The organism is Cellulosimicrobium sp. NPDC030954, from assembly GCF_055571305.1.
Map to the genome: position 1 here is coordinate 1107826 of NZ_JBVIFN010000001.1, position 20325 is coordinate 1128150.

The window sequence follows — 20325 nt, forward strand, 5'->3', positions numbered from 1 at the left end:
GCCCGGGGGGAGCGGGCGCTAGCATCGTCGGCACGATGAAGACCACCTCTCGATATCGGTGGAGCACCTCGTGGTAGGCGACTGGGTCATGGTCGCGCTCGGGGTGCTCCTCACCGCAGGCACCGCCGTCTTCGTGGCCAGCGAGTTCTCCCTGGTCACCCTCGACCCCGCCGTCCTCCCCGCGGGCGACGACCCCGACCAGGAGGGCGACAGACGCGGATCCCCGCCCACCGGCGGGAAGGCGCGTGCCGACCGGCGCGACCGCAGCGTCCGGGCCGGCCTCAAGCACCTGTCGACGGAGCTGTCGTCCGCGCAGGTCGGGATCACCCTCACCACGATCCTCCTCGGCTACACGGCGCAGCCGGCGCTGCTCTCGCTGTTCGGCGCCGGGCTGAGCGCCACCGCGCTCGGGCAGGCGGCCTCGGCGGTCCTCGCCGGGGTCCTGGCCCTCCTCGTCGTGAACTTCGTCTCGATGCTCTTCGGCGAGCTCATCCCCAAGAACTTCGCCCTCAGCGCCCCCTACGCGACGGCCCGGCAGGTCGTGCCCGTGCAGCGCCAGTTCACCAAGCTGTTCCGGCCCGTGATCGCCGTGCTCAACGGGTCGGCGAACGCGATCCTGCGCCGCGTCGGCGTCGAGCCGCGCGAGGAGCTGTCGGGCGCACGCTCGGCCTCCGAGCTCGCCGCGCTCGTCCGCCGCTCCGCGCAGGAGGGCACGCTCGACGTCTCCGTCGCGACGCTCCTCACGAACTCCATCGAGCTCGACGAGCTGAGCGCGGTCGACGTCATGACGGACCGGATGCGGATGGTCGTCGTGGACCGCGACGCGACGGCGGCGGACGTCGTCGACGCCGCGCGCCGGACCGGGCACTCCCGCTTCCCCGTGATCGGCGAGGACCGGGACGACGTCGTCGGCCTCGTCCACCTGCGCCGCGCCGTCGCCGTCCCGTACGAGCGGCGCGAGGAGGTCCCGGCGGCGGCGCTCATGGTCGAGGCGCCCCGGGTGCCGGAGACCGTGCGCCTCGGTCCGCTGCTCGTCGAGCTGCGCGGCTTCGGGCTCCAGATGGCGGTCGTCGTCGACGAGTACGGCGGCACCTCCGGCGTCGTGACGCTCGAGGACGTCGTCGAGGAGCTCGTGGGGGACGTGGCGGACGAGCACGACCCGCGGCGCTCCGGCGCGGCCCGCCGTGCGGACGGCTCCTGGCTCGTGCCGGGCGTCATGCGGCCCGACGAGCTCACCGAGGTCACCGGGCTCCGCGCGCCCGAGGACGGCGCGTACGAGACGCTCGGCGGCCTCGTCATGGCGCGGCTCGGGCGCGTGCCGGAGCCGGGCGACGAGGTCGTCGCGGGCGACGGTCGCGACCGCGTCGTGCTGCGCGTGGAGGCGATGGAGGGCCGGCGGGTCGAGCGGCTCTCCGTCCGTGCGGCCCCGGTGGAGGTGGAGTCGTGAGCTCGACCACCGCGCTCCTCGTCGCCGTCCTCCTGCTCGCGGGCAACGCGTTCTTCGTCGGCGCCGAGTTCGCCGTCATCTCCGCGCGCCGCTCGGCGATCGAGCCGCTCGCCGCGCAGGGGAACCGGCGGGCGCAGACCGTCCTGTGGGCGATGGAGAACGTGTCGCTCATGCTCGCGTGCGCCCAGCTCGGCGTCACGGTCTGCTCCACGGGCCTCGGCGTCGTCGCGGAGCCCGCGCTCGCGCACCTCATCGAGGACCCGTTGCACGCCCTCGGCGTGAGCACGTCGCTCGCCCACCCGATCGCGTTCGTCGTCGCGCTCGCGATCGTCGTCTACCTGCACGTCGTGCTGGGCGAGATGGTCCCGAAGAACCTCGCGGTCGCGGGGCCCGAGACGGCGGTCATGTGGTTCGGGCCGCCGCTCGTGTGGATCGGGCGCGTGCTGCGGCCGGTCATCGTCGCGCTCAACTGGCTCGCGAACCACGCGGTGCGCGCCACGGGCGTCGAGCCGAAGGACGAGGTGGCGTCGGCGTTCACCGCCGAGGAGGTGCAGTCCATCGTCGAGCACTCCCAGGCCGAGGGGGTCCTGCGCGACGAGCAGGGGTTGCTCTCGGGAGCCATCGAGTTCTCCGAGCGCACCGCGCAGGACGTCATGGTCCCCGTCTCGGACCTCGTCACCGTCACCGAGGGCTGCACGCCCGACGAGGTCGAGCGCCTGGTCGCCAAGACCGGCTTCTCCCGGTTCGCCGTCGCAGACGTCACGGGCGACCTCGTGGGCTACCTGCACGTCAAGGACGTGCTCTACGCGGACGAGACGACGCGCGGGACCCCGGTCCCGTCGTGGCGCGTGCGGGCGCTCGCGACCGCCGCCCCGGGCGACGAGGTCGAGGACGCGCTCCGGGCGATGCAGCGCTCGGGCGCGCACCTGGCGCGCGTCGACGCGCCCGAGGGCGGCGGCGCCCTCGGCGTCGTGTTCCTCGAGGACATCCTCGAGGAGCTCGTGGGGGAGGTGCGCGACGCGATGCAGCGTCGGCACTGACGACCGTTCCCCGCGTCGGGACCGGCCCTGAGCAGGGGACTTGGCATCGCCGGAGTGCTTCGTTACTGTTCCGTGATTGATCGGTCGTCGGTGGCCCGGGAGCCACCCCGAAGGGTGAGAGGCAGGTGGCGGGTGGAGTCGCAGCAGACCGACGCACCCGCCCTCGAGTCCCGACGGGCACGGCGCGAGGCGGAGCAGGGCTCACGCCGTCGTCGTCCCCAGGCGCAGGTCTCCAGCCAGCACCGCTGGATGCCGCGCATCGCCGTCCTCGGGACGCTCGCCGCCGCGACGATCGCGATGCCCCTCTCCGCCGGCGCGGACGACGGGCTCGGCACGGGATCCCCCTTCGAGCCCGACACGCGCCCGCTCGGCCCCAGCGCGCTCGACCTCGCGACCGCCGCGTCGACGGCGCCCGCGGTCTCCCAGAGCGTCGCCGCCGCACCGCGCGTCGAGGTGCGGCGCGAGGCAGCCTCCCGGTCCGCCGCACGTGACCCGCTCCCCGGCTGCGACCCGACCGTCCGCCCCGCCGGCACCAACGGCAACCTCGACGAGCACGCGCTGTGCGAGCTCTGGCAGGCCGGCGAGCACCTGCGGCCCGACGCCGCGGTCTCGCTGTCGGCCATGAACGAGGCCTTCCGGGCGACGTTCGGTCGCGACCTGTGCCTCGTCTCGTCGTACCGCACGCTCTCGACGCAGGTGTCGCTCAAGTCCTCCCGTGGCGCGTTCGCCGCGCCGCCCGGCTGGTCCATGCACGGGTGGGGGCTCGCGATCGACCTGTGCTCGGTCGAGACCGGCTCGCGCGAGGTCTACGCGTGGATCAACCAGAACGGTGCCACCTACGGCTGGGCCAACCCGGCCTGGGCCAAGCGTGGCGGCAGCGGCGCCTACGAGCCGTGGCACTTCGAGTTCGTCCAGGGCGTCGAGGAGATCCAGAACTCCTGACACGGCCCGGCGCCCTCCGCCTCGGCCCTCTCCGCCGTATCGTCGGAACCGTGGCCGACCTGCTCCTCGCCGCGGTCGTCCTGCGCCGTCCCGAGCACGCGCTCGCCGCGCAGGTGCTGAGCCTCGCGCTCTCCGGCCTCGTCCGGGTGGAGCCGGCGGCGCCCGGGTCGGCCCCGGCTCTCACCCTCCTCGACCCTGTCCCCGGCTCCGAGCGCGAGCGCGTCGCCGTCGCCGCGGTGTTCGGTGACGGTGCCGGGCCGGGGGCGCGGGTCGTGCTCGACCCCGCTGACGACGGCCTCCGCGCCCGGGTGCGCTCGGCCTCGCGCGACGTCGTGCGGGCCGCGCGCCGCGACGGCTACCTCGAGCCCGGGCGCGCGCGCCGTCTCACGGAGGAGGGTGAGGCCGTGCGGTCGGAGCTCGTGGCGCTGGAGGACGCCGTCGAGCGGGAAGTCGCGGACGCTCGCGCGCACGACCACGCGCGCGAGCACGTCTCGTCCGGCGCGCTCCCGTGGGCCGTGCTGTTCGGGCACGAGCCCGGGTGGGTGCCGGTCGACCGTCGGACGGTCCGGTTCGACGTCGCCGCCGTCTGTGCGGCGGCCGACGCACTGCGCTGACCGGGTGGCCGGGCGGGCAGCGCGCGGTCGCTACGGGCCGGAGAGCCGCTCGTTGCGGCCGAAGTCCGGGAGGAACCGCGGGCCCGACGCCGCGAGCTCGGCCTCGAACTCCTCGCGCCACGAGCCGTAGGGCCGGTTCGCCAGGGCGTCGTTGGAGAAGCGGGGGTCGTCGGTGAGCTCCGTGACGCAGAAGGCGGGGATCTGCAGGTCCGTGACGGGGCCGGTGCGCTCGCACTCCGCGACGACGAGCGGGTGGTTCGCGCCGCCGAACACGTCGACCACCCAGCCGTCCGCGCCGACCCAGACCGAGTACCGCGTCTTGACGACGCGCGCCCCGCCGCGCCGGATCATCTGCACGCCCACCGCGACGTCGACCTCGCGCTCCGCCTCGTACCGCGTGCCGCCCGCCATGGGCCCCTTGACGGTGAGGGTGCACAGGTCGACGGCAGGGGCGAACCGGTCGAGCAGGCGTACCGGGTCCGTCTCCGCGTCCATCGTCGCGTCCACGGTCGGGACCTTGGCCCGCAGCCGCAGGGCGTAGCCCTCGTCCGCCAGGTAGTAGCTCTGCACGATGAGCGCCGGTGCGTCGCGCAGGTCCTCGGGCAGCTCGCGCACGAGGAACCGGCGCTCGAACTCGAAGTCCCCGTAGCCGCCGTCGGTCATGGCCCCACCGTAGCGGGCGCACGCGACGCGGCGCGGGAAGCAGGCTGGGTCGACGGCGGCGGAGACGACGCGAGCCCGGCCGCCGGAGGCGGGCCGGGCTCGTCGGAGCGGAGCGGGTGCCCTCGATAGGATTCGAACCTACGACCTTCTGCTCCGGAGGCAGACGCTCTATCCACTGAGCTACGAGGGCGAGCACCGACGGTGTCCGCCGACGCGATGCACGAGACTACCAGCACGTCCGGGGTGCGTGGGCCCGACGGCGGCCAGGCGGTCCGGACGCCCCGCGGCCCTCGCGCGAAATGCCGCGACGGAGGGTGCTCGCGCCTCGGTAGAATCGCCCGGTGACCCCCGACGAGCTCTCCGAAGCGCTGAGCGCTGCCCTGGCCGCCGCCGTCGCCGACGGCACCCTCGCCCTGGACCCGACCGCGGTCCCCGAGCGCGTCCACGTGGAGCGACCCCGCCAGCGCGAGCACGGCGACTGGGCCACGAACGTCGCGCTGCAGCTCGCCAAGAAGGCGGGCACGACGCCGCGCGCCCTCGCCGAGGACCTCGCGACGCGGCTCGCCGCGACGCCGGGCGTCAAGGCCGTGGACGTCGCCGGCCCGGGCTTCCTCAACATCACGCTCGACGCTGCCGCGGCGGGCGAGCTCGCGCGCACGATCGTCGACGCGGGCCCGGCCTACGGGCGCAACGACTCGAGGGCGGGCACGAAGGTCAACCTCGAGTTCGTCTCCGCCAACCCGACCGGCCCGATCCACATCGGCGGCGTCCGCTGGGCCGCCGTCGGCGACTCGCTCGCGCGCGTGCTCGAGGCGAGCGGCGCGGACGTGACGCGCGAGTACTACTTCAACGACCACGGCGCGCAGATCGACCGGTTCGCCCGCTCGCTGCTCGCCCGCGCCCGCGGTCTGGAGGCGCCCGAGGACGGGTACGGCGGCGAGTACATCACCGAGATCGCGGACGCGGTGATCGCCGACGCGCTCGCCGCCGGCGCCCCCGACCCGCGCACGCTCCCGGACGCCGAGGCGCAGGAGGTCTTCCGGTCGCGCGGCGTCGAGCGCATGTTCGGCGAGATCAAGGCGTCGCTGCACGACTTCGGCGTCGACTTCGACGTGTACTTCCACGAGGACTCGCTGCACGAGTCGGGCGCCGTGGAGCGGGCCGTCGAGCGCCTGCGCGAGTCGGGCCACATGTTCGAGCAGGACGGCGCGACGTGGCTGCGCACGACCGACTTCGGCGACGACAAGGACCGCGTCGTCATCAAGTCGGACGGCGACGCCGCGTACATCGCGGGCGACATCGCGTACTACCTCGACAAGCGCGAGCGCGGCTTCGACGAGGTCATCATCATGCTCGGCGCGGACCACCACGGGTACGTGGGCCGCATGATGGCGGTCTGCGCCGCGTTCGGCGACACCCCGGGGAAGAACCTGCAGCTCCTCATCGGGCAGATGGTCAACCTCGTCAAGGACGGCGTGCCTGTGCGCATGTCCAAGCGCGCCGGGACCGTCGTGACCCTGGAAGACCTCGTGGACGCCGTCGGGGTCGACGCCGCGCGCTACTCGCTCGCGCGCTCGTCCGCGGACCAGAACATCGACCTCGACCTCGACCTGCTCGCGCGGGCGACGAACGAGAACCCCGTCTACTACGTGCAGTACGCGCACTCGCGCACCGCGGCGGTGGACCGCAACGCGGCCGACCGCGGCGTCGCGCGCGCCGACGGCTTCGAGCCCGCGCTGCTCGACCACCCGAGCGAGGCCGCGCTCGTCGGGCGCCTCACCGAGTTTCCGCGCATCGTGGCCCAGGCCGCGGAGCTGCGCGAGCCGCACCGGGTCGCGCGCTACCTCGAGGCGCTCGCGGGCGACTACCACACGTGGTACCAGCAGAAGTCGCAGCGCGTCCTGCCCTACCCCGACGAGGAGGTCACGGACACGCACCGCACGCGCCTGTGGCTCAACGACGCGGTGCGCCAGGTGCTCGCCAACGGCCTCGGCCTGCTCGGCGTCTCCGCGCCGGAGCGCATGTGAGCACGGGCCTGCCGGGGTACCCCGGCGAGCCGTGGTCGCGGGGCGTGCGCCGTCGGGAGGACGGGGTCGTCGAGGTCGCGGGCGTCGACGTCCACGACCTCGCGGCCGAGCACGGCACGCCTGCCTACGTGCTCGACGAGGCGGACTTCCGTGCCCGGGCCCGCGCGTACCGCACGGCGTTCGAGGCGGCGTTCCGCGCCGTCGGGTCGGACGTCGACGTGTACTACGCGGGCAAGGCGCTGCTCACGGTCGCCGTCGCGCGCTGGGCGCGCGAGGAGGGACTGCGCGTCGACACCGCGAGCGGGGGAGAGCTCGCCGTCGCGCTGCGCGCGGGCGTCCCCGGCCAGGAGATCGGGCTGCACGGCAACAACAAGTCCGACGCCGAGATCGGGCGCGCGCTCGACGAGGGCGTGGGCCGGATCATCGTCGACTCGCTCGTCGAGGTCGAGCGCGTCGCGCGCCTCGCGGGGGAGCGCGGCGTCGTCGCGCCCGTCATGGTGCGCGTGACGACGGGGGTCCACGCTGGTGGGCACGAGTACATCTCGACGGCGCACGAGGACCAAAAGTTCGGCCTGTCGATCGCCGCGCCGCGCGCGGCGGACGGCACCCGGACCGGCGACTCCCCGGCCATGACCGCGCTGCTCGACGTCGTCGCGCGCCCCGAGCTGCACCTGCTGGGGATCCACTCGCACATCGGGTCGCAGATCCTCGACCCGTCGGGGTTCGAGGTCGCGGCGCGCGCGGTGCTGGAGCTGCGCGCCGAGCTCGCCGCACGCACGGGCGTGCTCGTCGACGAGGTCGACATCGGCGGGGGCTACGGCATCGCCTACCTCCCCGGCGAGGTCGCGCTCGACCCCGAGCGCGTGGCGAAGGACGTCGCGGCCGCCGTCGACGCGGCGGCCGCGGAGCTCGGTACGCCGCTGCCGCGGTTCTCGATCGAGCCCGGTCGCGCGATCGTCGGGCCGGCCGGCCTCACGCTGTACACCGTGGGCACGGTCAAGCCCGTGACGCTCGACGACGGCCGGGTGCGCACGTACGTGTCGGTCGACGGCGGCATGAGCGACAACATCCGCCCGGCGCTCTACGAGGCGCAGTACCACGCGGAGGTCGTCGGCCGGGCGTCGGACGCGGAGCCGGTGCTCGCACGCGTGGTCGGCAAGCACTGCGAGAGCGGCGACATCGTCGTCCACGAGGTGCGGCTCCCCGGCGACGTGCGCGCGGGGGACCTCCTGGCGGTCCCGGCGACCGGTGCCTACGGCCGCTCGATGGCGTCGAACTACAACCTGCTCGCCCGACCGCCCGTGGTCGCGGTGCGCGACGGCGCGAGCCGGGTGCTCGTGCGCCGCGAGACGGTCGACGACCTGCTCGCGCTCGACGAGGGCTGACGGCGGACGCCGGCCCCGTGCCGGCATCCGACCCGTGGGCACGCCCGGGGTGGTCGCACGGGGCGCCGTATCCTGTGCCTGCGGCTCCCGAGCCACCCGGGCACGACCCGGTCCGCGTGCACGGCGCCGCACCCGTCCTGACCACCCGAGGAAGGTCCGTCGTGCCCCCTGCCGCCGAGTCCCACCCGCCCCTGCGCGTCGCCCTGCTGGGCTGCGGCGTCGTCGGCACCCAGGTCGCGCGGCTGCTGACGGAGCAGTCCGACGACCTCGCCTCGCGCGTGGGCGCGCGCCTCGAGCTCGTCGGGATCGCGGTGCGGGACGCGGCCGCGCCGCGCGCCGCGTCGGTCGACCGCTCGCTCCTGACCGAGGACGCGGAGGGCCTCGTCGCGCGCGCGGACATCGTCGTGGAGGTCATGGGCGGCACCGAGCCCGCGCGGTCGCTGCTGCTGCGCGCGATCGACGCGGGCGCCGCCGTCGTCACGGCGAACAAGGCCCTGCTCGCCGAGGACGGGCCGACGCTCTACAAGGCCGCGGACGCGGCCGGGGTCGACATCTACTTCGAGGCCGCCGTCGCGGGCGCGATCCCCATCGTGCGCCCGGTGCGCGAGTCGCTCGCGGGCGACCGCGTGCGCCGCGTGCTCGGCATCGTCAACGGGACGACCAACTACGTCCTCGACCAGATGGCCACCACGGGCAGGGACCTCGAGGAGGCCGTCAAGGAGGCGCAGGACCTCGGCTACGCGGAGGCCGACCCGACGGCCGACGTCGAGGGCTACGACGCCGCGGCCAAGGCCGCGATCCTCGCGAGCCTCGCGTTCCACACCCGCGTCTCGCTGGACGACGTCGCGCGCGAGGGCATCATGTCCGTCACCGCCGACGACGTCGCGTGGGCGGCGCAGACCGGCCACGTCATCAAGCTCCTCGCCATCGCGGAGCGGCGCGAGGGCACCGCGGCGGGCGCGCCGGCCGGCGTCTCGGTGCGCGTGCACCCGGCGCTCGTGCCCACGTCGCACCCCCTCGCGAACGTCCGCGGGTCGTTCAACGCGGTGTTCGTCGAGGCGGAGTCCGCGGGCGAGCTGATGTTCTACGGCCGCGGTGCCGGCGGGGCGCCGACGGCGTCCGCCGTCCTGGGCGACGTCGTCTCGGCCGCGCGCCACCGCGTGCTCGGGGGCAAGGGCCCGCAGGAGTCCACCTACGCCGAGCTCGCGATCCTCCCGGCGAGCGCGGCCGTGACCCGCTACCAGGTGCGTCTCGACGTCGACGACCGCCCGGGCGTGCTCGCGCAGGTCGCGCACGCGCTCGCCGAGCACGGCGTCTCCATCGAGGCCGTCCGCCAGCCCGCGGCGCCGGGCGGGGCGGACGTCGCGGAGCCCGGGGTCGCGGAGCTCCTCATCACCACGCACGCGGCGCCGGAGTCGGCGCTGTCCGCGACCGTCGCCGCGGTCGCCGAGCTCGAGCCCGTCCGCACGATCACGTCCGTCCTGAGAGTCGAGGGAGCCTGATGGCCCACCAGGTGGTACACCAGTGGCAGGGAATCATCGCCGAGTATCGTGAGCGTCTGCCCGCGCACGTCGCCGAGCGGATCGTCACGCTCGGCGAGGGCGGCACGCCGCTCGTCGAGTCCCCGGCGCTCTCGGAGCGCACCGGTGCCCAGGTCTTCGTCAAGGTCGAGGGCATGAACCCCACGGGGTCGTTCAAGGACCGCGGCATGACGACGGCGATCTCTGCGGCCGCGGGCCGCGGTGCGCAGGCGGTCGTGTGCGCGTCCACGGGAAACACGTCGGCGTCGGCCGCCGCGTACGCGGTGCGTGCCGGGATGACGTGCGCCGTGCTCGTCCCGGACGGCAAGATCGCGATGGGCAAGCTCAGCCAGGCGATCGCGCACGGCGCGCGCCTGCTCCAGGTCGACGGCAACTTCGACGACTGCCTCGTCGCCGCGCGCAAGCTCGCCGACGCCTACCCGGTCGAGCTCGTCAACTCGGTGAACCCCGACCGGATCGAGGGTCAGAAGACCGGCGCGTTCGAGATCGTCGACGCGCTGGGCGACGCGCCCGACATCCACGCACTGCCCGTCGGCAACGCGGGGAACATCACCGCGTACTGGAAGGGCTTCCGGGAGTATGCAGGCCAGGGCGCCCCCGGCCACGCGGGCGAGGGTCTGCCGGCCGTGTCCACGCACGTCCCGCAGATGTGGGGCTTCCAGGCGGCGGGCGCCGCGCCGATCGTCGCGGGCCACCCGATCACCGAGCCGGAGACGATCGCGACCGCGATCCGCATCGGCAACCCCGCCTCGTGGGAGCTCGCCGAGGCGGCGCGCGACGAGTCGAGCGGCGTCATCGAGGCGGTCACGGACGAGCAGATCCTCGCCGCCCACCGGGTCCTGTCGAGCGAGGTCGGCGTGTTCGTCGAGCCCGCGTCGGCCGCCGGCGTCGCCGGGATCCTCGCGCGCGCCGAGCGCGGGCTCGTCCCCGCGGGCGCGCGCATCGTCGTCACGGTCACGGGCCACGGGCTCAAGGACCCGCAGTGGGCGCTGCGCACGCTCGACGGGAGCGAGGTCACCCCGACGCGCGTGAGCGCCGACGTCGTGTCCATCGCCGACGCCCTCGGGCTCGACTGATGCAGCTCGGCGCGGACCACGTGCGGGTGCGCGTCCCGGCGACGAGCGCCAACCTCGGCCCCGGATTCGACGCGCTGGGCCTGGCGCTCGCCCTCCACGACGTGCTCGAGGTGCGCGCGCTCGCGAGCGACGACGTGGTCGTCGACGTCGAGGGAGAGGGCGCGGGAGAGGTGCCCGGCGACGCGTCCCACCTCGTGGTGCGCGCCCTGCGGGCCGCGCTCGACGTCGCGGGCGCGCCGCAGACCGGCCTGCACCTGACCTGCGTGAACCGCGTCCCGCACGGGCGCGGCCTCGGCTCGTCGGCGGCCGCCGTCGTCGCGGGCATCGTGGCGGCGCGGGCGCTCGTCGCCGACCCGTCGGTCCTCGACGACGATGTGGCTCTCGGCCTCGCGACCGCCATCGAGGGGCACCCGGACAACGCGGCGCCCGCGCTCCTGGGGGGCGCCACCGTCGCGTGGGACGCGGGCTCCGGGGCGGGCGCCCGCGCGGTGCGGCTCGACGTGCACGCCGACGTGCGGGCGACCGTGCTCGTGCCCTCGGCCCGGCTCGCGACCAGCCGGGCGCGGGGCGTGCTCCCGGCCCACGTGCCGCACGCCGACGCCGCCTTCAACGCCGGGCGCGCCGCCCTCCTCGTCGAGGCGCTCACCCGGCGGCCCGACCTGCTGCTCGACGCGACGGACGACCGCCTGCACCAGGCGTACCGGGCCGACGTCATGCCGTCGTCGTTCGAGCTCGTCCAGGCGCTGCGGGCCCACGGCCTCGCCGCGACCGTCTCGGGAGCCGGCCCGACCGTGCTCGTGCTCTCGGCGGCGGACGGCCTGGAGGAGGTCGCGCGCGTCGCGGACTCCCTCGTCGGGGGGGCCGCCGACTGGGCGGTGCACCGCCTCGACGTCGACACGCGGGGCGTCGTGGCCGAACGGCTCTGACCTCGGTCCTGCCGGTGCTAGGATGATTCCCAGCCTTCGGTCACGCTCTCGCACCAGCACGTCCGCTCGCAGAGCGCGCTCTCATCCACCGGGTGTGCTGCGACCGAGCAGTCCGAGAGAAGGCAATCCAGCCCCGCGTCAGATGACGTCGTCGTACCACTGACGCGTGGCGACACCTACGCACCGGCCGTCACGGCCGGGCGTCGACCACCCGCGGCCCGCCCTCTGAGCGGCGGGCGCAAACGAGGGGGAAGGGTCCTTCGTGACAGACACCATCGACACCGCCACGAGCAGCGCGACCGGTTCGGCCGCTGCCGGCGGGACCGCCCGGACCGGCGCGCTCTCCACGCTGCGCCTCCCGGAGCTGCAGGCGCTCGCCTCGCAGCTCGGGGTCAAGGGCACGTCCAAGATGCGCAAGGGCGATCTTGTGGACGTCATCCGCGCCCGCACCGGCGAGCAGAGCGCCTCCGAGCGCCCCGCCGCGCCGCGGCGCGACACGGACGGGGCGAACGCCTCGGGCCGTGAGACGAGCGAGGCGCCCGCCGCCTCGGGGCGCGGCCGCAGCCGTCGTGCCGAGCGTCCCGCCGCGAGCCCCGCGGCCACCACCGACAGCGCCGCGCCGGCGCGCCAGGACGCGCCGTCGGCCGCGAGCCGCGAGGAGCGGACCGCCGCTCCCGTGCTCGACCTGCCCGTGCGCGCCGACGAGCAGCGCTCGGAACAGCGTGGCGAGCGTCGCGACGGCCGTCGCGACTCCCGCTCGGAGGCCGCCGCCGCGGTCGCCGAGGCGCTCGGCGAGCAGGGCGTGCGCACGCGCGACGCCTCGAACGAGTCCGCCGACGAGCGCGCCGCACGCGCCGCCGCGGCGGTCGGCCTCGTCACGGGCGAGCGGGGCTCGCGCCGCGCGGGCCGCGGTGCCGGCGCCCCCCGGACCGGCGAGGGCGACGGCGACGCGACGCGCGCCGACCGTCAGCGCGACCAGCAGGGCGGCGACCGCCAGCGCGACCAGCAGGGCAGCACCCCGCAGCGCGAGCAGCAGAGCGGTGGCCAGCAGGGTCGCGGCGAGCGTCAGGGCGACCGGCGGGACGACCGCCAGCTCCTGGACGACGAGCGCGGCGGCCGTCGCCGCCGGGGCCGCGACCGCGGCCGCGAGCGCGACCGCAAGCGTGGCCGCAACCGCCAGGGACCGGACCTCGCGGGCCTCGACGACATCGAGGTCAACGAGGACGACGTCCTGCTTCCCGTCGCCGGCATCCTCGACATCCTCGACAACTACGCGTTCGTGCGCACGAGCGGGTACCTGCCGGGCCAGAACGACGTGTACGTCTCGCTCGGCCAGGTGAAGAAGGCCGGGCTGCGCCGCGGTGACGCCGTCACCGGCGCGGTGCGCCAGCCGCGCGAGGGCGAGAACCAGGGCAGCACGGCACGCCAGAAGTTCAACGCGCTGGTCCGCCTGGACACGGTCAACGGCATGTCGCCCGAGGAGGCGCGCCAGCGTCCCGAGTTCACCAAGCTCACGCCGCTGTACCCGCAGGAGCGCCTGCGCCTCGAGAACTCCGAGGCCACGCGCCTGACGCCGCGCGTCATCGACATCGTCGCGCCGATCGGCAAGGGCCAGCGCGGCCTCATCGTCGCGCCGCCCAAGGCCGGCAAGACGATCATCATGCAGCAGATCGCGAACGCGATCACGGCCAACAACCCCGAGGTCCACCTCATGGTGGTGCTCGTGGACGAGCGGCCCGAAGAGGTCACGGACATGGAGCGGACGGTGAAGGGCGAGGTCATCGCCTCGACGTTCGACCGTCCCGCGTCCGACCACACGATCGTCGCGGAGCTCGCGATCGAGCGGGCGAAGCGCCTGGTCGAGCTCGGCCAGGACGTCGTGGTGCTCCTCGACTCGCTGACCCGCCTCTCGCGCGCCTACAACCTCGCGGCGCCCGCGTCGGGCCGCATCCTCTCCGGTGGTGTGGACGCGTCCGCGCTCTACCCGCCCAAGCGGTTCTTCGGCGCGGCCCGCAACATCGAGAACGGCGGCTCGCTGACGATCCTCGCCTCGGCGCTCGTGGAGACGGGCTCCAAGATGGACGAGGTCATCTTCGAGGAGTTCAAGGGCACGGGGAACATGGAGCTCCGCCTGTCCCGCAACCTCGCCGACAAGCGCATCTTCCCGGCCGTGGACGTCAACGCGTCCGGCACGCGCCGCGAGGAGATCCTCCTGTCGCCGGACGAGCTGAAGATCGTCTACAAGCTCCGCCGCGTGATGGGTGCGCTCGACCAGCAGCAGGCGATCGAGCTGCTGCTCGGCCAGCTCAAGAAGACCCAGACGAACGTCGAGTTCCTGCTCCACGTCCAGAAGACGACCCCGGGTGGTCTCGCGGACGACGACAACGTCGGCCGCACGATCTGACGCTCGTCCGGCAGGAGCCGACGGCGGGCGGCCCCGGGAAGTTCTCGGGGCGCCCGCGCGTTCTGGCACAATGGTTCGTCGGCCTGCGTCCGTCAGGCCGCCTGTCGCCGGTTCACAGGTGCGGTCGCCGCACCTGACCCGGAGACGTCACCCCAAGGAGAAAACCGTGAAGTCTGGTATCCACCCCGAGTACGTCGTCACCGAGGTGACCTGCACCTGTGGCAACACCTTCGTGACGCGCAGCACCGAGGCGTCGGGCAAGATCAGCTCCGACGTGTGCAGCGCCTGCCACCCGTTCTACACGGGCAAGCAGAAGATCCTCGACACCGGTGGCCGTGTGGCCCGCTTCGAGGCCCGCTACGGCAAGAAGGCCGCCGACAAGTAGCGACACCGCAGCGCCGGTGGTCCGATCCCGACAACCTCTCCAGGGGCAGTCGGCGAGGTCGGACCACCGGCGCTGTTGCTTTGCCCGAGCGATCCTCCCGATCCTCGCGCGGTCGTGACCTCGTGCCGACGACCGCGACCCGCCCGTCACCGAGGAGCCGTCCGTGACCGAGTCGTTCGCCGCCGTCGAGCCGCTGCTGGCCGAGCACGCCGACATCGAGACCCAGCTCGCCGACCCCGCCGTCCACGCCGACGCGGGCCGCGCGCGCACGCTCGGGCGGCGCTACGCCGAGCTGAACCAGGTCGTGGGCGCGTACCGCGCGTGGCGCGAGGCGAGCGACGACGCCGAGGCCGCCGCGGAGCTCGCGGCCCTCGGCGGCGAGGACGGGGAGGCGTTCGCCGCGGAGCTCCCGGGCCTGCGCGCCGCCGAGGAGGAGGCGCGCGAGCGCCTGCGCCGCGTGCTCGTCCCGCGCGACCCGGACGACGGCCGCGACGTCATCCTCGAGATCAAGGCCGGCGAGGGCGGCGAGGAGTCGGCGCTGTTCGCCGGGGACCTGCTGCGCATGTACCTGCGGTACGCGGAGCGCCGGGGCTGGAAGACGGAGGTCCTCGAGTCGACCGACTCCGACCTGGGCGGCTTCAAGGACGTCCAGGTCGCGGTCAAGGCGCGCAGCACGCCGTCCGACCCCGCGGACGGCGTCTGGGCGAACCTCAAGTACGAGGGCGGCGTGCACCGGGTCCAGCGCGTCCCGGTGACCGAGTCGCAGGGCCGGATCCACACGTCGGCGGCCGGGGTGCTCGTCTTTCCCGAGGTCGAGGATGCGGGCGAGGTCGAGATCGACCCGAACGACCTGCGCATCGACGTCTACCGTTCGTCCGGCCCGGGCGGGCAGTCCGTCAACACTACCGACTCCGCCGTGCGCATCACGCACCTGCCGACCGGCATCGTCGTGTCGATGCAGAACGAGAAGTCCCAGCTCCAGAACCGCGAGCAGGCGATGCGCGTGCTGCGCGCGCGCCTGCTCGCCGCGCAGCAGGAGGCCGCGGCCGCCGAGGCCGCCGACCTGCGCCGCTCTCAGGTCCGCACCGTCGACCGTTCCGAGCGCATCCGCACCTACAACTTCCCGGAGAACCGCATCGCGGACCACCGCACCGGGTACAAGGCGTACAACCTCGACCAGGTGCTCGACGGCGACCTCGACCCGGTGGTCCGCTCGGCGGTCGAGGCCGACGAGGCGGCGCGTCTCGCGAGCGCCGGCGATGCCTGAGCCGTTCGGTCCGACCCCGCCGTCGGACGCCCGCACCTCGACCTGGCTGCGCTGGACGACGGCGGTCCTCGACGCCGCCGGGGTGCCCTCGGCGCGCGCGGACGCCGAGCTCCTGCTCGCCCACGCCCTCGCGGTGCCCCGCGCCGAGGTGGCCCGCCGTGCGGTCCTCGGCACGCCCGTGCCGGACGACGTAGCGCCCGACCTCGCGCGGCTCGTCGCCCGGCGCGCGCAGCGCGTGCCGCTCCAGCACCTCGTGGGCACCGCGCCGTTCCGCCACCTCGAGCTCGCCGTCGGGAAGGGCGTCTTCGTCCCGCGGCCCGAGACCGAGCAGGTCGCGCAGGTCGCCGTCGACGAGGCCCGCGCGGTCGTGGCCGGGGCGGGGCGCGCGACCGTCGTCGACCTGTGCACCGGCTCGGGGGCGATCGCGCTCGCCGTCGCGACGGAGGTCGCCGGGACCGACGTGCACGCGGTCGAGCTCGACGCCGCCGCCCACGCCTGGGCCGAGCGGAACGTGACGGCCGTGCACGCGGCGAGCGGCGTCGTCGTGCACCTGGTGCGGGGCGACGCCCGCACGGCGCTCGCCGGGCCGGCCGTCGACGGCGGCCTCGACGGCGCGGTCGACGTCGTCGTGTCCAACCCGCCGTACGTGCCCCCCGGTGCCGTCCCGCGCGACCCCGAGGTGGCCGACCACGACCCGGGCGTCGCGCTCTACGGCCTCGGGCCGGACGGGCTCGAGGTGCCGCGGGGGATCACGGCCGCGGCCGCGCGGCTCCTGCGTCCCGGCGGTCTCTACGTCATGGAGCACGCCGAGGTCCAGGCCGCCGCCGCGCGGGACATGGTCGCGGCGACCGGCGCGTTCGTCGACGTCCGCACCGTCGCCGACCTCACGGGACGCGACCGCATGGTCGTGGCCCGGCGCGCGGGACCCGGGCACGCCGGTGACCCGGAGCCCGCCCGTGGGCGTGGAAGGATGGACCCGTGAGCTCCGTCCACCCCGTGACCGACCCGAACACCTGGGGCGCCGGCATCGACGAGGCGGTCAACGCGATCTCCCGCGGTGGCCTCGTCGTGCTGCCCACCGACACCGTCTACGGCATCGGCGCCGACGCCTTCGACGCCGAGGCCGTCGCCGCGCTCCTCGCGGCCAAGGGCCGGGGCCGGCAGATGCCCCCGCCCGTGCTCGTGCCGGACGCGCGCACGCTCGACGGGCTCGCGACCGACGTCCCCGACGACGCGCGCCGCCTCGTCGAGGCCTTCTGGCCCGGCGGCTTCACGATCATCCTGCAGGCGCAGCCCTCGCTGGCCTGGGACCTGGGGGAGACCCACGGGACCGTCGCGCTGCGCATGCCCGACCATCCGGCGGCGCTCGCGCTGCTGCGCCGCACGGGCCCGCTCGCGGTGTCGTCGGCGAACGCGACCGGGCGTCCCGCGGCCCTCGACCTCGACGACGCGCGCGAGCAGCTCGGCGACGCGGTGGCGGTCTACCTCGACGGGGGGACGGCGCCCGGGGGGGTGGCGTCGACCATCGTCGACGCGACGTCGGGCACGTTGCGCGTCGTGCGCCAGGGCGCGGTCACGCTCGACCGGCTCCGCGAGGTCGCGGACGTCGCGGGCCCCGACGACCCGCCGGCCGACCCGGCCGCCGCCGCTCCCGGCACCGACGCTGCCGGCACCGACGCTCCCACCTCCGACGACGCCCGGGAGCCGGAGGCGAACGGCGGGTGAGGGTCTACCTGCTCGTGATGCTCGTCGCCGCCGTGGTGACGTTCCTCACGACGCCCTTCGCGCGGTGGGTCGCGCTGCGCACCGGCGCGATCACCGCCGTGCGCGACCGCGACGTCCACACGATCCCGACCCCCCGCCTCGGCGGCCTCGCGATGCTGCTGGGCCTCGTGACGGCGGTCGTCTTCGCGTCGCAGATGCCGTTCCTCGAGAGCGTGTTCGTGGGCGAGGTCGCCGGACGGCTCGTGGCCGACCCGCGGATCTGGGGGATCGTCGGCGGGGCGGCGATCGTCTGCCTGCTCGGGATCGCCGACGACATCTGGGACCTCGACTGGATGACGAAGCTCGCGGGGCAGGTGCTCGCGGCGGGGCTGATGGCCACGCAGGGCGTCGTCCTGTACCGGCTGCCCCTCGGGATCGGCGACCAGCAGCTCATCTGGTCCTCGCGCCTCCAGCTCGCCGCGACGATCCTCGTGGTGGTCGTCGCGATGAACGCGGTCAACTTCGTCGACGGCCTGGACGGCCTCGCCGCGGGGCTCGTCGCGATCGGCGGCACGGCGTTCTTCGTCTACTCGTACGTGCTCACGCAGAAGGCGAGCGCCGACGACTACTCGAGCCTCGCGACGCTCGTGATCGCCGCGCTCGTCGGCATCTGCGTCGGCTTCCTGCCGCACAACTTCCATCCCGCGCGCATCTTCATGGGGGACTCGGGCTCGATGGTCCTCGGGCTCGTCATGTCCGCCGCGGCCATCGTCGTGACCGGCAAGATCGAGACCGACGCGCTCTCCGGCGCGCAGCAGATCCCGGCCTTCATCCCGATCCTGCTGCCGCTCGCGGTGATCCTGCTGCCCCTGCTCGACATGGGCATGGCGGTGGTGCGCCGTGTCGCGCGGGGGAAGTCGCCGTTCCACCCGGACCGCATGCACCTGCACCACCGGATGCTCGCGATCGGGCACTCGCACCGGCGCGCCGTCCTCATCCTCTACGTCTGGACGGCCGTGTTCGCCTTCGCCGCCGTCGCGCTCGTGCAGTGGCACTGGCACGGCGTGGCCGTGGGCCTCGCCGTGGCCGTCCTGATCTCCGCGGTGCTCACCCTCGGGCCGCTGCGCACGCGCGGCCGGTTCCTGGACGACGACGCCGCGACCGCCACCGCGCCCGTGCCCGTCGCGGCCGCTCCCGACGACCTCCCGCCCGAGACGGCCGCCGCGCCCGCGCCCGCCGTCCCCACCCCGCCGAAGGAAGCCCTGAGATGACCACGAGCCAGCCCGAGCCGACCCGCCCGGACGACGCGGGGTCGTACGTCGCCCGCCCGTCCGCCGACGGCGCCGCCGAGGGCGCGACGCCGTCCGAGCCCACGCTCGGGCCGCAGGGCCGGGCGGTGCGCGCCGTGTTCCGCACCGCGCTGCGGGACGTGCTCGTGCTCCTGGGCGCGCTCACCGTCCTCGGTGTCGCCGTCGGCGCGCTGGTGGCGGGGCTCCCGGGCGTCTGGGGCGCGCTGCTCGGCGTGGGGGTCGCCCTGTTCTTCTCGGCCACCACCGTCTACGTGATGCTGCGGACCGTCGACGCGAGCCCGACGACCACGGCCGCCGTGGTCATGGGGAGCTGGCTCGCGAAGATGGTCGTGCTCATCGCCGTCCTCGTCGTCCTGCGGGGCATGGACTTCTACGACCGGTGGGTGTTCGCGGGCGTCCTGCTCGTCGGCGTGATCGGGTCCGCCGTCCTCGACTACCGCGCCGTGAGCCGGGGTCGGATCCCCTACGTGGAGCCCTCCGGACGCTGACCTGGTGCGCCGCGCGCGGAGAGCGCGCCCCAGTACCAGGAAGCGGGTCCCGCCCGCATGAGCAAAAAGTCACAAGCAGGCCAGGATCGGCAGGACCACGCCGATCCATGCGCTAGGCTACTGGCGAATCCATGACGGCCAGGTCCGACGGCGTGCCCACAACAATGTGCTGGCTGCTGGGACCACACGACCATTGGGAGTCCACCCTGTCCACGCTTGCGACCCCCGTGCTCCTCGCTGCTTCCGAGGGCGAGAGTGGCTTCCACGCGCCGTCGATCGCCGACTTCTTCCCTCCGGCCATCCTCTTCGAGGACACGATCTTCCAGATCGACCGGATCTGGATCATCCGCATGGTCGCGGCGATCGTCCTGCTGGCGATCTTCGTCACCGGTGCGCGCCGCGCGCGGCTCGTGCCCGGCCGGTTCCAGAACGCCCTCGAGATGCTCATCGACTTCGTGCGCGTGCAGATCGTCGAGGAGATCATGGGGAAGGAGAACGCCAAGCGCTTCGTCCCGATGATCGCGACGATCTTCTTCTCCGTACTCGCGTTCAACATCACGAGCGTCATCCCGGGCCTCAACCTGGCCGGGACCTCGCGCATCGGCCTGCCGATCGTGCTCGCCGTGTGGGTGTTCGTCGCCTACTGGGCGGTCGGCATCAAGAAGCACGGCCTCGGCGGCTACCTCAAGAACAGCCTCTTCCCCCCGGGGGTCCCGGCGCCGATCTACCTGATCGTGACGCCGATCGAGCTCCTGCAGGTCCTCATCATCCGGCCCGCCTCGCTGGCGATCCGACTCGCGGCCAACATGATCGCCGGGCACATCATGCTCGTGCTCTGCTTCGCGGCGACGCAGTATTTCATCTTCGAGGCAGCTCCTGCCATGAAGGCGTTCGGGGCGCTCAGCCTCGCCGGCGGCTTCGCGATCACGCTCTTCGAGATGCTCGTGGCCTTCCTGCAGGCCTACATCTTCGCGCTCCTCGCCGCCGTGTACATCAACATGTCGCTCGAGGAGGAGCACTGACCCCCCGGGTCGTGCACCGACTCCGCTCCACCAGACACACCATCAAGCGCAGCACCAACGCGACGCCCGGTCATCCGGTCGGGC

General features: G+C 74.3%; 18 protein-coding genes and 1 tRNA gene. 17 read left to right on the forward strand and 2 right to left on the reverse strand.

Annotated features, from left to right (window positions below; genetic code table 11):
- Positions 1-70: 70 nt before the first annotated feature.
- From ACZ402_RS04710 to ACZ402_RS04725, 4 genes are all read left to right on the forward strand, one after another.
- Positions 71-1447: a hemolysin family protein gene (locus ACZ402_RS04710; protein ID WP_375824264.1), complete on the forward strand. Its 1377-nt coding sequence runs from the start codon at positions 71-73 to the stop codon at positions 1445-1447.
- A complete protein-coding gene (locus tag ACZ402_RS04715) occupies positions 1444-2487 on the forward strand; it encodes a hemolysin family protein (protein ID WP_375824265.1) in 1044 nt (347 codons plus the stop codon). Before ACZ402_RS04710 ends, ACZ402_RS04715 begins: the two co-directional genes overlap by 4 nt.
- Before the next feature lie 132 nt (positions 2488-2619).
- Positions 2620-3429: a M15 family metallopeptidase gene (locus ACZ402_RS04720; protein WP_375824266.1), complete on the forward strand. Its 810-nt coding sequence runs from the start codon at positions 2620-2622 to the stop codon at positions 3427-3429.
- A 50-nt stretch (positions 3430-3479) separates the two neighbouring features.
- The gene (locus ACZ402_RS04725; protein WP_375824267.1) at positions 3480-4043 is read left to right on the forward strand and encodes a hypothetical protein; all 564 of its coding nucleotides are present in this window, start codon (positions 3480-3482) and stop codon (positions 4041-4043) included.
- 30 nt (positions 4044-4073) lie between these two features.
- Here ACZ402_RS04725 and ACZ402_RS04730 read toward each other — a convergent pair whose 3' ends face one another.
- Both ACZ402_RS04730 and ACZ402_RS04735 read right to left on the reverse strand, forming a co-directional pair.
- The gene (locus tag ACZ402_RS04730; RefSeq protein WP_375824268.1) at positions 4074-4706 is read right to left on the reverse strand and encodes a CYTH domain-containing protein; all 633 of its coding nucleotides are present in this window, start codon (positions 4704-4706) and stop codon (positions 4074-4076) included.
- A gap of 117 nt (positions 4707-4823) precedes the next feature.
- Positions 4824-4896: transfer RNA gene (locus ACZ402_RS04735), tRNA-Arg, on the reverse strand.
- A 151-nt stretch (positions 4897-5047) separates the two neighbouring features.
- Between ACZ402_RS04735 and argS the strand changes: the two genes are divergently transcribed.
- The 13 genes from argS (at position 5048) to atpB (ending at position 20241) form a co-directional block, all read left to right on the forward strand.
- Positions 5048-6733 carry an arginine--tRNA ligase gene (gene argS / locus ACZ402_RS04740; protein WP_375824269.1) on the forward strand — a complete coding sequence of 562 codons (1686 nt, stop codon included), beginning with the start codon at positions 5048-5050 and terminating at the stop codon, positions 6731-6733.
- Positions 6730-8118: a diaminopimelate decarboxylase gene (lysA, locus tag ACZ402_RS04745; protein ID WP_375824270.1), complete on the forward strand. Its 1389-nt coding sequence runs from the start codon at positions 6730-6732 to the stop codon at positions 8116-8118. The genes argS and lysA overlap by 4 nt, the downstream gene beginning before the upstream one ends.
- Positions 8119-8279: 161 nt before the next feature.
- The gene (locus tag ACZ402_RS04750; RefSeq protein ID WP_375824272.1) at positions 8280-9620 is read left to right on the forward strand and encodes a homoserine dehydrogenase; all 1341 of its coding nucleotides are present in this window, start codon (positions 8280-8282) and stop codon (positions 9618-9620) included.
- Between the two features lie 11 nt (positions 9621-9631).
- Entirely contained in the window at positions 9632-10735 is a 1104-nt protein-coding gene (gene thrC, locus ACZ402_RS04755) for a threonine synthase (protein WP_375824321.1), read from the forward strand.
- On the forward strand, positions 10735-11661 hold the full coding sequence (thrB, locus tag ACZ402_RS04760) for a homoserine kinase (protein WP_375824273.1): 927 nt from the start codon (positions 10735-10737) through the stop codon (positions 11659-11661). Before thrC ends, thrB begins: the two co-directional genes overlap by 1 nt.
- Positions 11662-11923: 262 nt before the next feature.
- Positions 11924-14065 carry a transcription termination factor Rho gene (rho, locus tag ACZ402_RS04765; protein WP_375824274.1) on the forward strand — a complete coding sequence of 714 codons (2142 nt, stop codon included), beginning with the start codon at positions 11924-11926 and terminating at the stop codon, positions 14063-14065.
- A 166-nt stretch (positions 14066-14231) separates the two neighbouring features.
- Complete coding sequence (gene rpmE / locus ACZ402_RS04770; protein WP_253053345.1) at positions 14232-14450, forward strand: 50S ribosomal protein L31; 219 nt, start codon at positions 14232-14234, stop codon at positions 14448-14450.
- 163 nt (positions 14451-14613) lie between these two features.
- A complete protein-coding gene (gene prfA, locus ACZ402_RS04775; RefSeq protein WP_375824275.1) occupies positions 14614-15717 on the forward strand; it encodes a peptide chain release factor 1 in 1104 nt (367 codons plus the stop codon).
- Positions 15710-16699, forward strand: coding sequence for a peptide chain release factor N(5)-glutamine methyltransferase (gene prmC, locus ACZ402_RS04780; RefSeq protein WP_375824276.1), 990 nt, complete (start codon positions 15710-15712; stop codon positions 16697-16699). The genes prfA and prmC overlap by 8 nt, the downstream gene beginning before the upstream one ends.
- On the forward strand, positions 16696-17442 hold the full coding sequence (locus ACZ402_RS04785; RefSeq protein ID WP_375824277.1) for an L-threonylcarbamoyladenylate synthase: 747 nt from the start codon (positions 16696-16698) through the stop codon (positions 17440-17442). The genes prmC and ACZ402_RS04785 overlap by 4 nt, the downstream gene beginning before the upstream one ends.
- Positions 17439-18692, forward strand: a complete 1254-nt coding sequence (locus ACZ402_RS04790) for an MraY family glycosyltransferase (RefSeq protein ID WP_375824278.1) — start codon at positions 17439-17441, stop codon at positions 18690-18692. The genes ACZ402_RS04785 and ACZ402_RS04790 overlap by 4 nt, the downstream gene beginning before the upstream one ends.
- A complete protein-coding gene (locus ACZ402_RS04795; RefSeq protein WP_375824279.1) occupies positions 18689-19219 on the forward strand; it encodes a hypothetical protein in 531 nt (176 codons plus the stop codon). Before ACZ402_RS04790 ends, ACZ402_RS04795 begins: the two co-directional genes overlap by 4 nt.
- Before the next feature lie 164 nt (positions 19220-19383).
- The gene (gene atpB / locus ACZ402_RS04800; protein ID WP_375824322.1) at positions 19384-20241 is read left to right on the forward strand and encodes a F0F1 ATP synthase subunit A; all 858 of its coding nucleotides are present in this window, start codon (positions 19384-19386) and stop codon (positions 20239-20241) included.
- The last annotated feature ends 84 nt before the right edge of the window (positions 20242-20325 follow it).

Coding starts and splice junctions, on each gene's coding strand:
- ACZ402_RS04730 (WP_375824268.1), bottom strand. CDS start 4,706: ATGACCGACGGCGGCTACGGGGACTTCGAGTTCGAGCGCCGGTTCCTC.
- thrB (WP_375824273.1), top strand. CDS start 10,735: ATGCAGCTCGGCGCGGACCACGTGCGGGTGCGCGTCCCGGCGACGAGC.
- prmC (WP_375824276.1), top strand. CDS start 15,710: ATGCCTGAGCCGTTCGGTCCGACCCCGCCGTCGGACGCCCGCACCTCG.
- ACZ402_RS04795 (WP_375824279.1), top strand. CDS start 18,689: ATGACCACGAGCCAGCCCGAGCCGACCCGCCCGGACGACGCGGGGTCG.
- atpB (WP_375824322.1), top strand. CDS start 19,384: ATGTGCTGGCTGCTGGGACCACACGACCATTGGGAGTCCACCCTGTCC.